This window comes from Flavobacterium sp. UBA6135 (assembly GCF_002428305.1).
GTDB lineage: Bacteria > Bacteroidota > Bacteroidia > Flavobacteriales > Flavobacteriaceae > Flavobacterium.
Map to the genome: position 1 here is coordinate 174,752 of NZ_DIVJ01000010.1, position 14,643 is coordinate 189,394.

The 14,643-nt window shown below is 34.3% G+C and carries 15 protein-coding genes; 8 read left to right on the forward strand and 7 right to left on the reverse strand.

The genetic code is table 11. The features are described 5' to 3' along the window. Window positions 1-3: 3 nt before the first annotated feature. From B3L86_RS03150 to B3L86_RS03165, 4 genes are all read right to left on the reverse strand, one after another. Window positions 4-489, reverse strand: a complete 486-nt coding sequence (locus tag B3L86_RS03150; RefSeq protein WP_291114943.1) for an IPExxxVDY family protein — start codon at window positions 487-489, stop codon at window positions 4-6. A gap of 99 nt (window positions 490-588) precedes the next feature. Further along, entirely contained in the window at window positions 589-1,332 is a 744-nt protein-coding gene (rnc, locus tag B3L86_RS03155) for a ribonuclease III (protein ID WP_291114945.1), read from the reverse strand. Between the two features lie 8 nt (window positions 1,333-1,340). After that, window positions 1,341-2,594, reverse strand: a complete 1,254-nt coding sequence (fabF, locus tag B3L86_RS03160; protein WP_291114947.1) for a beta-ketoacyl-ACP synthase II — start codon at window positions 2,592-2,594, stop codon at window positions 1,341-1,343. A gap of 175 nt (window positions 2,595-2,769) precedes the next feature. Beyond that, complete coding sequence (locus B3L86_RS03165; protein WP_007137004.1) at window positions 2,770-3,006, reverse strand: acyl carrier protein; 237 nt, start codon at window positions 3,004-3,006, stop codon at window positions 2,770-2,772. 174 nt (window positions 3,007-3,180) lie between these two features. On the opposite strand from B3L86_RS03165, the gene B3L86_RS03170 reads away from it, so the two are divergent. From B3L86_RS03170 to B3L86_RS03185, 4 genes are all read left to right on the forward strand, one after another. Continuing rightward, window positions 3,181-3,750, forward strand: a complete 570-nt coding sequence (locus B3L86_RS03170) for a phosphoribosylglycinamide formyltransferase (RefSeq protein WP_291114949.1) — start codon at window positions 3,181-3,183, stop codon at window positions 3,748-3,750. Between the two features lie 23 nt (window positions 3,751-3,773). Beyond that, window positions 3,774-4,253 (forward strand): ribonuclease HI, encoded by a 480-nt coding sequence (gene rnhA / locus B3L86_RS03175; RefSeq protein WP_291114951.1) that lies wholly within the window; start codon window positions 3,774-3,776, stop codon window positions 4,251-4,253. A 249-nt stretch (window positions 4,254-4,502) separates the two neighbouring features. Then, a complete protein-coding gene (locus B3L86_RS03180) occupies window positions 4,503-4,721 on the forward strand; it encodes a hypothetical protein (protein WP_291114953.1) in 219 nt (72 codons plus the stop codon). A 21-nt stretch (window positions 4,722-4,742) separates the two neighbouring features. Next, entirely contained in the window at window positions 4,743-5,024 is a 282-nt protein-coding gene (locus B3L86_RS03185; protein ID WP_291115093.1) for a type II toxin-antitoxin system RelE/ParE family toxin, read from the forward strand. Between the two features lies 1 nt (window position 5,025). Here the strand turns inward: B3L86_RS03185 and B3L86_RS03190 are convergent, their stop codons facing one another. Beyond that, window positions 5,026-5,403: a hypothetical protein gene (locus B3L86_RS03190; protein WP_291114955.1), complete on the reverse strand. Its 378-nt coding sequence runs from the start codon at window positions 5,401-5,403 to the stop codon at window positions 5,026-5,028. Then, window positions 5,403-5,714, reverse strand: coding sequence for a hypothetical protein (locus tag B3L86_RS03195; RefSeq protein ID WP_291114957.1), 312 nt, complete (start codon window positions 5,712-5,714; stop codon window positions 5,403-5,405). Before B3L86_RS03195 ends, B3L86_RS03190 begins: the two co-directional genes overlap by 1 nt. A gap of 691 nt (window positions 5,715-6,405) precedes the next feature. Between B3L86_RS03195 and B3L86_RS03200 the strand changes: the two genes are divergently transcribed. The 3 genes from B3L86_RS03200 to B3L86_RS03210 all read left to right on the forward strand — a co-directional run bounded on the left by B3L86_RS03200 (window position 6,406) and on the right by B3L86_RS03210 (window position 10,223). Beyond that, window positions 6,406-7,146 (forward strand): hypothetical protein, encoded by a 741-nt coding sequence (locus B3L86_RS03200; RefSeq protein WP_291114959.1) that lies wholly within the window; start codon window positions 6,406-6,408, stop codon window positions 7,144-7,146. Window positions 7,147-7,275: 129 nt separating this feature from the next. Continuing rightward, the gene (locus B3L86_RS03205; RefSeq protein ID WP_291114961.1) at window positions 7,276-8,202 is read left to right on the forward strand and encodes a PfkB family carbohydrate kinase; all 927 of its coding nucleotides are present in this window, start codon (window positions 7,276-7,278) and stop codon (window positions 8,200-8,202) included. A gap of 122 nt (window positions 8,203-8,324) precedes the next feature. Further along, window positions 8,325-10,223, forward strand: coding sequence for an amidophosphoribosyltransferase (locus B3L86_RS03210; protein WP_291114963.1), 1,899 nt, complete (start codon window positions 8,325-8,327; stop codon window positions 10,221-10,223). 526 nt (window positions 10,224-10,749) lie between these two features. Here B3L86_RS03210 and B3L86_RS03215 read toward each other — a convergent pair. Next, window positions 10,750-11,358: a superoxide dismutase gene (locus B3L86_RS03215; protein WP_291114965.1), complete on the reverse strand. Its 609-nt coding sequence runs from the start codon at window positions 11,356-11,358 to the stop codon at window positions 10,750-10,752. A 109-nt stretch (window positions 11,359-11,467) separates the two neighbouring features. Between B3L86_RS03215 and B3L86_RS03220 the strand changes: the two genes are divergently transcribed. Then, the gene (locus B3L86_RS03220; RefSeq protein WP_291114967.1) at window positions 11,468-14,638 is read left to right on the forward strand and encodes a UvrD-helicase domain-containing protein; all 3,171 of its coding nucleotides are present in this window, start codon (window positions 11,468-11,470) and stop codon (window positions 14,636-14,638) included. Window positions 14,639-14,643 lie beyond the last annotated feature (5 nt).

A 14,643-nucleotide genomic window follows, 5' to 3' on the forward strand; every position in this document is an offset into this window, starting at 1 on the left:
TTTTTAGAAAATTAGATTATTTTTTGATTTAATTTTTGATTTATCTACTTGATAAAGTGTTGTTAAAGATGGAATGTTTTTTATTTTTCCCATTAATCCGGCAATATTTACTTGTGATTTTTCAGCATCAATTTTGAAAAAAAAATCTACTTTTTTGTATTCAGGAACTAAATATAAAGTAGTGGTGAATTCTTCTGAGTTTTCAAAAAGAGTTTGTCCTTTGTTTTTTTGTGAAACCGCAATTTCTTTTTTATTTTCAATTAAATTCCAAGCAATTTGATTGTCAGGATCTTCAAACACAAATCGGGTAAATCCGGTTTTGATGGTTTGAAATGAAGTTTGTATTTCTTTTTTGCTTCGACTCAACAAGATCGGCAGATTCTGGTTTATAAAATAGGCCAACCGATAATCTTCTAATGTGGTATGAATAGCGATTAGTTGAAAATCAGCTTCTTCAAAATCGTCGATTACTAATTTGTGGACTGCCATTTAAAACCAAATTAAGCTGTAAATATACTATTTAAATGGCTAAAAAGTATGGTAGGCATGTAACTTAACTAAAATTTATTAACGAAAACGATATAGTTTTTAGTGCTTTATAATCATTTTTTCCTGAAGTGCATAATAGGCTCTTTTGGCAGCAATTTCCTCAGCCTTTTTTTTGGATGTAGCTCTTGATTTTGCAATGATTTTAGAATCAATCATCAATTTAACACCAAAAAAGCGTTGACCATCAATACCATTGTCATCATAAATATCAAAATGAAAACTCTTTTTTTCTTTTTGACACCATTCAATAATCATACTTTTATAGCTGATGACTTTTCCTTCCAGTTTGGCAATATCCACATATGGAATGATTACCCGTTTGTTGATGAATTTTTCACAATAGGTATAACCTTTGTCTAAGAAAATAGCTCCAATTAAAGCTTCAAAAATATTGCCGTGAATGTTGTCTCCAAAATGTTTAGTGGGAACATTGCTACTTACAAACCGGATAAGGTTTAAATCCCGGCCTAATTCGTTGAGGTGTTCTCTGCTTACTACCTTTGAACGCATTTTAGTCAAATAACCTTCATCTCCATGAGGTACTTCATTAAAAAGATGTCCGGCAATAACGGCACTTAACATTGCGTCTCCAAGAAATTCCAGACGTTCATAACTGATGGGATTTCCTTTTGCATCCAATTTATTAAAGGAACGATGTGTGAATGCTTTTTTATAAATTTCTATGGATTTCGGTTTAAAACCTAGTATTTTTTGAATTTCAGTAAAAAAAATCCCGTCCTCATTAGAACGGGAATTTGATAATATTTTTTTAAATAAACTCATCTTACGAACTAAGCGTCTATTTTTTTAAACAATACACAAGCATTGTGACCTCCAAAGCCAAAAGTATTACTCATTGCCACTTTGATATCTCTTTTTTGAGCTTTGTTTAAAGTCAAATTAAGATCAGGATTGATGTTTTCATCAACTACTGTATGATTAATTGTTGGAGGAATAATTCCGTGTTTGATGGCTAAAATGGAAGCAATTGCCTCAATTCCTCCGGCAGCACCCAAAAGGTGACCCGTCATGGACTTGGTGGAATTGATGTTTATGGTTTTTGCATGGTCACCAAAAACTGCACTAATAGCTTTTAATTCAGCAACATCGCCCAATGGCGTTGAAGTTCCGTGTGTGTTGATATGATCTACTTCTTCAGGATTCATACGTGCATCACGCAGACAGTTTTTCATTACGGCAATTACACCCAGTCCTTCAGGGTGAGGTGCCGTTAAGTGATAGGCGTCTGAAGACATTCCTCCGCCACCGATTTCACAATATATTTTTGCTCCACGGGCTTTGGCGTGTTCGTATTCTTCTAAAACCAATGCTCCTGCTCCTTCACCTAAAACAAATCCATCACGGGTGGCATCAAAAGGTCTTGAAGCTGTTTCCGGACTTTCATTTCGGGTTGATAAAGCATGCATCGAATTAAATCCGCCCATTCCTGCAATAGTTACAGCGGCTTCAGAACCTCCAGAAATGATAACATCGCAAAGTCCTAAACGAATGTAATTGAACGCATCAATCAAGGCATTAGCAGATGAAGCACAAGCAGAAACGGTGGTATAATTTGGACCCATAAATCCATTTTTCATGGAAATATGTGCCGGTGCAATGTCTGCAATCATTTTAGGGATAAAGAAAGGGTTGAATTTTGGTGTTCCGTCACCTTTGGCATAATATAAAACTTCTTCTTGAAAAGTTTCTAATCCGCCAATTCCGGCACCCCAAATTACACCTACGCGGTGTTTGTCAACATTTTCTGGCGTAATTCCGGCATCTAAGATGGCTTCATCACTGGCAACCAAAGCATATTGAGCAAATTTATCCATTCTTCGAGCTTCTTTGCGGTCAATAAAATCTTCCACATTGAAATTCTTTACTTCGCAAGCAAACTTGGTTTTGTGTTTTTCTGTATCGTAATAAGTAATTGGTGCCGCTCCACTAACTCCATTCACTAAACTATTCCAGTATTCTTGAATATTATTTCCAATGGGGGTTAAAGCACCTAAACCGGTAACAACTACTCGTTTTAATTCCATTTTTAACTGAATTTTATTGGTACGAATATAAACAAAAAAACCCTGATTTTTATTGAATAATTAAAAAACAGGGGTTAAATTGTATATGTTTTAGATTGTATGACAATCAGGATATAATTTTAATTAAAATAATAACACCCGCCAGACCTAAGTAAAGCGGGATGTTTTTTTGTTATTATTTTTTAGCCTCTTCGATATACGAAATCGCTTGACCTACTGTAGCAATGTTTTCAGCTTGGTCATCCGGAATTTGAATGTCAAATTCTTTTTCGAATTCCATAATTAGCTCAACAGTGTCTAATGAATCAGCTCCTAAATCGTTAGTGAAGCTTGCTTCTGTTACAACTTCGTTTTCGTCAACTCCTAATTTGTCCACGATAATCGCTTTTACTCTTGATGCAATGTCTGACATAATCTTTAAATTTTAGTTTAATTGTTGGCAAAAATAAAAAACTTTATTTTAAAACAACATTTTAGTTAATAAATGTGACTACGAATTTAAAAAATTTATTTCACAATAGAAGCTTAAACCCTATAAATTCTCGTTTCTTTTTTGTTTTTTTGCGTAATAAAAATTACAGGAAACATGAAGAACATCGTGATTTTTGCCTCAGGAACGGGTTCCAATGCTGAAAACATCATTCATTATTTCAAAAATAATACCTCAAAATCGGTAGTCGGTGTATTTTCAAACAATTCTAATGCAAAAGTAATAGAAAAAGCAAAAAAACTTGATGTTCAAACGCTTATATTCAACAAAGACGAGCTTTACGGCGATTTTGTGCTTTCTAAATTAAAGGAATTGAATCCTGATTTAATTGTCTTAGCCGGGTTTTTATTGAAGTTCCCGGAGCCTATTATCGCAGCATTTCCCAATAAAATTATTAATATTCATCCGGCTTTGTTGCCAAAATATGGCGGAAAAGGAATGTATGGCAACCACGTGCATCAAGCCGTTTTGAACAACAAAGAGACCGAAACCGGAATCACTATTCATTATGTAAATGAACACTATGACGAAGGAGGAATAATCTTTCAAAAATCTGTTTCCATTCTGGATTGTTCTACTTTTGAAGAAGTTTCAAAGAAAGTTCATCAATTGGAACACGAGTATTTCCCACAAGTTATCGACCAACTTTTAACTCGTAACCCGTAACTTTTAAACCCGCAACCAATTAAATGACTCACGAAATTCATATCTATACTGACGGAGCTGCCAAGGGAAATCCCGGACCCGGAGGATATGGTGTGGTGATGGAATTGGTGGGGACTCCCTATAAAAAAGAATTTTACGAAGGATTTCGACATACTACTAACAACCGTATGGAATTATTGGCGGTGATTGTTGGTTTGGAAAAGATAAAGAAACCAAATACAACCGTTTTGGTTACTTCCGATTCTAAGTATGTGGTGGATGCTGTAGAGAAAAGATGGGTTTTTCAATGGGAGAAAAAAGGCTATGCCGGAAAGAAAAACCCTGATTTATGGATGCGGTTTCTAAAAATCTATCGCAAACATAAAGTAGATTTCAAATGGGTAAAAGGGCATAACAGTCATCCGCAAAACGAGCGATGTGATGAGTTAGCGGTTTATGCCTCGGGATTGCCAAATTTGTCTGTGGATGTGTTTTATGAAAAGGAGGATGAGAAGTTGTTTTGATTTGTTATTTTTTATACTTTTACTGATATAAACCCGTTGGGTGTAATTATTTAATTCAATAGTATTCTGGATATTTTTGCCACGAATTCACAAATTATAAATTTAGTAAATGCAATAATTTGTTCATCTTTGATGAAAATTCGAATTTAATCGAATAATTATTATAAAAAATTAGTGAATTAGTGGCAAAATTATTTCCAAAATTTAATTACACCCAACGGGTTAATATAACTTTTTATACTTCTACTAATGACAACAAAAGCATTAAAACAAGTAAGCGAAAAATTAAAGCTTTTGCCGGAGAGCATGATTGAGGATGTAGAAAATTATATTGATTTTTTATCCTATAAACATTCTCAAGAATCTTTTGATATACCGCAATGGCATAAAGAGGAGGTTTTTAAAAGAATAAAGCTCAACAAAAAACCGATAGATGCATTTGATATGATTGATAATCTAGAGGAATAATTCATAGCAAAATTTTCAATAATTGCTGATCCAAATGTTAAAAATGATTTAAAAGAAGCTCGAGATTTTTTAAATTCAAGGAGAAATGGATTAGGCAAAAAATTCTTGTCAGAATATAGAATAACGCTAAAACATCTAGAAAAAAATCCCAATTTTCAAATAAGATATAGTGACATTCACTGTTTACCTTTAAAAACTTTTAAATACATGATTCATTTTAGAGTAGATGAAGAAAAAAAAATCGTTCATGTGTATGCAGTTCTTTCTACCTATTTGAATCCTGAAAAAAATTGGATTAAGTAGTCTAATCCTCTTTTTTCAAACTATTCATCCTTTGCCACCCATAAAAGAGAAAAGCACCAATCATATATAAAATCCCATCTATTATATCTGCTGTGTAGCGTAGGTTTCTTTCAGGCAGATAGATTTCAAAAAACCATCCAAAGAGTAACGCCATGGCAGTACATTGAAAAAAAGTGAGTTGTAGTTTTGGGTTGGCTTTGATTTTTCTTACTGACCACAAACAAACACTTAAGACCAAGGGCAAAGCTGTCAAGTCGTTGTAATAATTATTTATGATTCTTGGTACATGATACTCTGTTTGTTGCAGAAGATAAATAGCAGTAGAGCTCAAAAGTAAGAGCAGAAAAAGCCAAAAGGAATAGTGTTTTTTTCTTTGCATCAGGCGGAAATCATTGCGGCTAACCAAGCCAAAAAACTTCCGATTGCCATAATGATGACCCAAACGGAATGTAAAACAGCAGCGAAAACGCGAACGAGCCAAAAGCGATGGTTTTGTAATTTGTATAAAAAAGAATTTTCAGTAGTAACCTGTTCTTCTTTTAGTTGGTCTTTTATTTTCTTCTTTCTTTTTTCAATGCTTAGCTTTCGAATCAGTGTTGGATTAATCAATTCGCCACAATTGGAACAATGGTCCAAATTGCGATTGAATGTGCCGCAGGATTTGCATTTTATTAGCGAAAGATTGTTCAATTTTATTTTTTACAAAAATACGAAAAATAAAAGGGATGGATGAAACAGCCAATTTTGTGAGGTTGGGTGTTACTATGAAGTTTGTTGGAGTTCTTTTGGAGTTTTCATTTGAAAAATGACTTTTAACTTTACTTGTACTAATTAAATTAGCAGCTTTGATAAAGTGATGCGATAGCAGCGGGGGTTTATAGTCGAATGGGTTATAAACGCTTTTGTTATTTTATATAAAATCTGTTTTTTTCATTTAATCTAATTGGATTTCGAATTACTACTGACTGAATTTGACCACAATTGACGTGTTTTGACTTATTTTGATAGCCTTTGGAGGGATTTGACGATTTTTTTGGAATTTAGTTGGGTTTTGTTCGATACATGTTCGGGATTTGTTCGAACGGGCTTCGGAAAAAGGGGGTGTTTTCCGAACAAATGTGCCACTTGTATGGAACAAAAGCCGAAAAGAAGAGCTAAACCCCCTGCTCCCGAACGAATCCTTTCGTGTGGTTCTGTTTAATAAAGAAAATTTTTACTATTTTTGAGTTAAAGCAAAAGTAGGAGTAGAAACTATAAATTTTATAATCCTGAAGATTTTTCAGTATTTTAAGTTATAAAGCCACACGAAGGGATTCGTGCAGCAGCGGGGGACTTTTTTTGTATTCATATCATTAAAAACTATAATCAAAATTCAAGTAATATGACAAACAACAAATTCGATGAAATCATCGCTAATGACAAACATTTAAATGCGTTATTAAAAGAGAAAAAAGTTTCAGCTTTTAGTCAATTTAGGAATAAAGATTTTAGAGACGAAAGTTTTAAAGAATACATAAGCAATGATTATAATCACATTTTTTTGGAATTGTTTTCAAATTCAACTGTAGAAAACACCGATGTCAGAACTGCGTTACTTAGATCAATTGAGTTCTTGGCAACAGATAGTTTTAAAGAAACCCTAATGACACATTTTAAAGGGGAGTTGGAAAATTCTTATGCAAAACTTATTAAATTTAAAGAATTTTTGCTTTCCACAGAAACAAAATCATTACCTCTTGAAAAGGCATATGAACAAAATAATGTTGATGATTTGGATTTGGACTCGATTTTTTCGCCTGAAAACTTTTTTATTTATAACAATTATGGGAATCATCCAAAAATTGTGGATGTGAAAAATAAAATCATGAACGAATGTCTTGCTATTTGCGATGAAATTTCAAAATCAAAACCCAATAAAGATCATTTTAGGTATGCTGTTTATAATGTGTTGTTTAACAATTTAGAAAAAATCACCACTTTTGATGCAAATCAATTGGAAAAATTGAATTTACATAACAAAACAATCGCAAAAAAAAGAAATGCTGTGGAATATAAGTATTATATAATGGTAACGCTTATTATATTGTTTTTTGTTTTCAGACTTCTTAAACGAGTTTCTTAATTTTTTTAACTCAAAAAAACTACTAATCCGTATAAATACCACCCAAACTTTCACAAACTTTTAAATCAAGACCCATTTAAACTTTTAAACAAAAAACGTATCTTTGCACCTCATTTCAAATCATAAAAAATGAACAAATTGCTTATCGTTGGGACCGTTGCTTTTGACGCTATTGAAACCCCTTTTGGTAAAACAGACAAAATACTAGGTGGAGCCGCTACTTTCATTGGTTTATCTGCTTCGTTTTTTGATGTGAAATCAGCTATTGTTTCGGTTGTTGGCGAAGATTTTCCGCAAGAGTATTTGGATTTATTATCAGATAGAGGCATCGATATTTCGGGAATTGAAATTGTAAAAGGCGGCAAAACGTTCTTTTGGAGTGGCAGATACCATAATGATTTGAACTCAAGAGATACTTTAGTAACAGAACTAAATGTATTGGCTGATTTTCAACCGAAAGTGCCGGCAGGTTATCAAGATGCAGATGTGGTGATGTTGGGCAATTTACATCCGATGGTGCAAATCAGTGTTTTAGATCAAATGACTGAAAAACCAAAGTTGGTTGTATTGGACACGATGAATTTCTGGATGGATTGTGCCTTACCGGAATTACACCAAGTGATGAAAAGAGTAGACGTGATTACGATTAACGATGAAGAAGCCCGTCAACTTTCAGGCGAATATTCGTTAGTGAAAGCGGCTGCAAAAATCCATACGATGGGTCCTAAATATGTAGTAATTAAAAAAGGCGAACACGGAGCCTTGTTGTTTCAAGGAAAAGAAATTTTCTTTGCTCCGGCTTTACCGTTAGAAGAAGTGTTTGATCCAACCGGAGCTGGCGATACGTTTGCCGGTGGTTTTTCAGGATTTATCGCTCAAAGCGAAAACATTTCGTTTGATAACATGAAAAACGCCATTATTCACGGCTCCAACTTAGCTTCTTTTTGTGTAGAGAAATTTGGAACAGAGCGAATGCTTGTTTTGGAAAAAGAAGAAGTTTATGACAGATTAAAACAATTTAGAGCTTTGACTCAATTTGATATAGAATTAGAATAAGAAAGTGTGCCTCGAAATTTCGGGGCATTTTTGATTAAAAATTTAACTGCAAATTCGCAAATTTCTAATTTAAAAAAAGTTACAAATTTGAGGAAGCAACAACACAACAACTATAGAATACCATGAGTGACAACTTAAAACACGAATGCGGCATTGCCCTTTTACGATTAAAAAAACCGTTGCAATTTTATAAAGACAAATACGGAACGGCTTTTTATGGGATACAAAAAATGTATCTTTTGATGGAAAAGCAGCACAACCGTGGTCAAGATGGAGCCGGTTTTGCGAGTATCAAATTTGATATGGAGCCCGGACAGCGTTATATCAGTCGCGTTAGATCCAATCACGCACAACCTATTCAGGATATTTTTACACAAATAAACGAACGCATTAATGAGGAGCTTACTGAAAAACCGCAGTTTGTTGATGATGTAGCTTGGCAAAAAGAAAATTTACCGTATATCGGTGAGTTGTTTTTAGGACATGTACGTTACGGTACTTTTGGTAAAAACAGCATTGAAAGTGTGCATCCGTTTTTGCGTCAAAACAATTGGATGCATCGAAACTTGATTGTAGCCGGAAATTTCAACATGACCAATGTGAAGGAGTTATTTGAAAACCTGGTTGAGTTGGGACAACATCCAAAAGAAATGGCCGACACGGTTACTATTATGGAAAAAATAGGTCATTTTTTAGATGACGAAGTGATTGAGCTGTATCAAGAATGCAAAAACAATGGCCTTTCCAAAAGAGAAGCGTCGCCTGTTATTGCAGAAAAATTGGATATAGCAAAAATTTTAACCAAAGCATCAAAAAATTGGGATGGTGGCTTTGCAATGGCCGGACTTTTAGGTCATGGTGATGCATTTGTGTTTCGTGATCCCGCCGGAATCCGCCCTGCGTTTTTTTATGAAGACGACGAAATTATGGTGGTTGCTTCAGAAAGACCGGTCATTCAAACGGTTTTCAATGTGCCTTTCGAGAAAGTGCAAGAATTAGATCCGGGAAAAGCATTGATTATAAAAAAGAACGGCTCTTTTTCCATGGAACAAATTTTGGAACCTTTAGAAAAAAAATCATGTTCCTTTGAACGCATTTATTTTTCCAGAGGAAGCGATGCCGAAATTTATCAAGAGCGGAAACAATTGGGAAGGTTAATTCTTCCTGCGGTTTTAGATGTAATTGAAAACGATACCGACAACTCTGTTTTTTCTTATATTCCCAATACGGCTGAGACTTCTTTTTACGGAATGGTGGAAGCGGCTCAAGATTTTTTGAACCAACGAAAAAACAAATACATCTTAAATAACCGTAAAACGTTAACGAAAGAAAAACTAGAAGAAATCTTATCGGTTAAAATCAGAACAGAAAAAGTAGCGATTAAAGATGCCAAACTACGCACTTTTATTACAGAAGACAGTAGTAGAGATGATTTGGTGGCTCACGTTTATGATGTAACCTACGGGGTTATTAAACCTACAGACAATCTGGTTATTATTGACGATAGTATTGTTCGTGGCACCACGCTCAAGAAAAGCATCATCCGAATGATGGACCGTTTGAATCCGAAACGAATTGTTGTGGTTTCATCGGCTCCACAAATTCGTTATCCGGATTGCTACGGAATTGACATGGCAAAATTAGAAGGATTGGTAGCTTTTAGAGCGGCATTGGCTTTGTTGAAAGAAACCAACCAATATCACATTGTTGATGAAGTCTATAAAAAGTGCAAACAACAAGAAAAATTAAAAGACGCAGAAATTGTTAATTATGTGAATGAAATCTATGCACCGTTTACGGACCAACAAATTTCGGATAAGATTGCAGAAATGCTAAGTTCTTCGGATATCAAGGCCGATGTAAAGATCCTATTTCAAACGGTTGAAAATTTGCATATAGCTTGTCCGAATCATTTGGGTGACTGGTATTTTACAGGGGATTATCCTACACCCGGAGGTAATCGAGTGGTGAACCGAGCCTTCATGAATTTCTATGAAGGAAAAGATGCAAGAGCCTATTAAAATGGCATTTGCTACTTTTTAACGATTTTTATTGCATTTCATCTATTTTATTTGTTAAATGATTTAACATAAGTGTAAATTTGAACTTACCATAGCATTAGTAGGTTAAGTTTATGGTAGATTTGGGGCAAAAAGGGTGGAAGCAATTCCACCTTTTTTATTTTATAAAATCACCATCTTAGGTATTCTACTCTTTTTTTACTGTTTTGAAGGTTTGTAAATAACTTCTTTATTTGTTCAAAACTTTAATTGCTGCTTTTTTTTTTAAGAAAACTACTCTTTAAACTAGCATTATTACCTTAATTCGATACTAGATTACAATCAAATCCACAAAATCCAAATATTTCAACATTTTTTTAAGTGTTAAAATTACTTTAATAACATACATTTGCCTTACCATAGTACGCACGGTTAAGTTTATGGTAGATTTGGGGCAAAAAGGGTGGAAGCAATTCCACCTTTTTTATTTTATAAAAAAACGACTCCGTTTAGAGAGTCGTTTTTTAAAACGGTATGTCAGACTTACTTATTTCTCAATAGCAAATCGTCTTGATACTTCTGCCCAATTTATAACTTTAAAGAAAGCTTCTATATAGTCAGGTCTTCTGTTTTGATAATGTAAGTAATAGGCATGTTCCCAAACATCCATCCCTAAAATGGGAGTTCCACCACAGCCAACACCAGGCATTAATGGATTGTCTTGATTTGGTGTGCCGCAAACATCCAATTTGCCGCCTTTTTGAACACACAACCAAGCCCAACCTGATCCAAATTGTGTGGCACCGGCTTTAGAAAATTTTGCTTTGAATTCTTCAAAAGAACCAAAATCTCTTTCAATAGCATCTGCTAATTCTCCGGTTGGTTCGCCCCCACCATTAGGAGTCATTACTGTCCAAAATAAGTTGTGATTGTAAAAACCACCACCATTATTTCTAACAGCAGCATTCGTTTTATCCAAGTTGATTAGTATGTTTTCGATGGTCAAACCTTCAAGATCTGTTCCTTCAATAGCCGCATTTAAGTTATTGGTATAGGCAGCATGATGTTTTGAATGGTGGATTTCCATTGTTCTTGCATCAATATAAGGTTCTAATGCATTGTATGCATAAGGTAATTGTGGTAATTCAAAAGCCATGGTCGTTATTTTTTATGTTTTACAATAGTTGCATCAAATTTAAACAATTAACTTTGGAAAAGGAAATACTATTTCATTATAGTTGTATTAACATTAAGAATTATACCAATTGAGTAGAGCAGCTTTTTCAATTTACAACGCGTCAGCAGGTTCGGGCAAGACATTTGCCTTGGTAAAAGAATATTTAAAAATAATTTTGGCATCACCCAAGCAAGATGCTTATAAATCTATTTTGGCGATTACTTTTACAAACAAAGCTGTGGGCGAAATGAAATCAAGGGTGGTTGAAAACCTTTCGCAATTTGCACAAGAGCAACCTTCAGATAAAGCCATGGCTATGTTGCACAAAATTGCGGAAGAGTTGCAAATGACACCTCTTGAAATCAAGCAAAAAGCCAGAATTATTTTAAAGCATTTGATTCATAACTATGCTTCGTTTTCTATTTCTACCATAGATAAGTTTACTTCCACTGTTATTCGAACGTTTGCACACGATTTGAATTTGCCGAGCACGTTTGAAATTTCAACAGAAACCGAAAATTTACTTCAAGAAGCCATCGATGCTTTAATCTCTCAAGCGGGGACCGATGCTATTTTAACGAAACTCTTAGTCGACTTTGCCATTGAAAAAACAGATGACGATAAATCATGGGACGTTACCCGAGATATAAAAGAAATCGGTAAATTGTTGTCTAATGAAAATCACCGCCATGAAATTGAAGCCTTCAGAGAAAAATCAATTTTAGAATTTGTTGCAATAAAAAGTGATTTGCTCCAAAAAATCAAAAGTGGCAAGCAAGAATGCATCACACTTTCAACTGCTGCTTTTCAATTGATTCAAGACCATCAATTGGATGAAAAATCATTCAACAGGGGGATGGTTTATAAGTTTTTTTTAAAAAATTCAAAAGGAGAATTAGATGCTAAAGCCAATTCGCTACTGAATTATTTTGAAGAGGGCAGTCGTTATTCGAAAGCGTTACCTCAACATCAAAAAGATGCGGTAGACGAAATAATGCCTCGTTTGATGGAGTTTTATACGTTATTCAATTCCAATGCCAACAGACTATTATTGCTCACCGCTTTTTTGAAAAATCTGAATCCGTTATCGCTATTAAACCAAGTTAGTATCGAGTTATTGAAAATTCAAGAAGAAAAAAACATCCTTTCCATTTCGGAATTCAATAGTATTATTCACGAAAAAATTCAAAATCAACCGGCTCCGTTTATTTATGAACGAATGGGCGAACGCTACAAGCATTTCTTCATTGATGAGTTTCAAGACACTTCTGTTATGCAGTGGCAAAACCTGATTCCACTGATAGACAATGCCTTATCTAGTGAAGATTTGACCGGTGAACAAGGGACGCTAATGATTGTTGGCGATCCAAAACAAGCCATTTACCGTTGGCGTGGTGGCAAAGCCGAACAATTTATTGCATTGTTTAAAAAAGAAAATCCTTTTTCCAACCCAAATAAAGAGCAGTTTCCGTTGGACACCAACTGGAGGAGTTACACCGAAATTATTGACTTCAACAACCGTTTTTTCAACTTTATGGCCAATAATTTTGAAAATCAAAATTATAAAGAGTTGTATGAAAAGTACAGTTGGCAAAAAAGCAATGCTAAAAAGGGAGGTTTCGTTTCGATACGGTTTATTCCAAAATCAGAAAAAAGTGAAGGAGAATCTCCGGAAGACGATTGGACCGATTCGGATAGTTATCTTCAAAAAACGTTAGAAACTATAGAAAAAGTGCTAGCCAAAGGGTTTTCATATAAAGATATTGTAGTGATTACGAGAAAGAGAGATCCCGGCGTAAAAATTGCGGCTTTTTTAACGGAACATTCCATTCCTATTGTATCTTCAGAAACGCTTTTGATTGCCAACAGCAAAGAAGTTCAGGCAATAATTCAGTTTCTGTATTATCTATCCAACGAATCCAATAAAGAGGCGAAAGCCAAGTTTTTGTATTATTTGGCGAGGTATTGTCAACATAAATTGTCGGTGCATGATTTTATGGACCAAGGTTTAAAAATTGAAAATGAAACCGCATTTGAAACGTGGCTCGAAACGTTTGATTTGTTTTTATCCTTTCAATCCATTAGAAAAAAGTCGTTGTATGAAGCGGTAGAAATTTTATTGCAAACCATCTCCAATTCAGAAAAAACAGATGCTTACCTACAGGATTTCTTAGATAGAGTTTTAGAATTTGAATTTAGAAATCAAACCGGAACACTTGAGTTTTTAAATTATTGGGAAACCAATTGTCATAAATTCAGCATTCCCTCTCCTGAAGGAAATAACGCCGTTCGATTGATGACAATTCACAAATCGAAAGGTTTGGAATTTCCGGTGGTTATTTTTCCTTTTGCAGAAGAAGATTATAGTCGTTCGCCAAAAGATAAATTATGGATAGCGGTTGATGAAGGAAATTTTGGATTACCCAAGGCATTAATTGACAACAATTCCTCTGTTGAGGGTTTTGGCGAGGAAGCCGCGTCATTATATACAATTAAAAAGCAAGAAGAATTGCTTGACAATGTGAACTTGTTGTATGTAGCACTGACTCGTGCGGAAGAACAACTTTACATTATCTCTAAAATGAACCTTTTAAAAGATGGTGAGGCAGCCAAAAACAATATGTCTTCTTTTTTTATCAACTATTTAAAAAGTCAACATTTATTTGATTTAAATCAATCGGACTATACTTTTGGAAGCGAAGAAAAAGTTTCTTCAGCATCATCCGATGTTTCTACATTAAAAAAGATACCGCAACTTCATGCGATTTTTGATTTTAATTCGATTAAGATTGCACATCGCGAAAGTTTGATGTGGAATACCAAGCAACAATCAGCCATTGAATTTGGAAATTGCATACACGAAATTTTATCTTACGTAAAATCAATTGACGATATTGAAATAGCGATTCAAATAGCGATTGAAAGCGGCATTATTCACAAAGAACAAAAAGAAATAATAAAAGAAACGCTGCAACAAATTCTATCTCATCCGGAATTAGCCGTTTTCTACCATAAAAATAATCAAGTGCTTAATGAGCAAACCATAATTCAAAAAAATGGACCCATTTTAAAACCCGATAGAATTGTGCTTTTTTCGGCAAATGAAGCCGGAATACTTGATTACAAAACCGGATTGCCCAAAACAAGTCACGGTATACAAGTGGCCACTTACGGTCAAGCATTAGAAAGTATGAATTATATTGTAACAAAAAAAGCATTGGTTTATATTGGAGAAAAAATGGAAATAGTACATTTGTAAAAAAA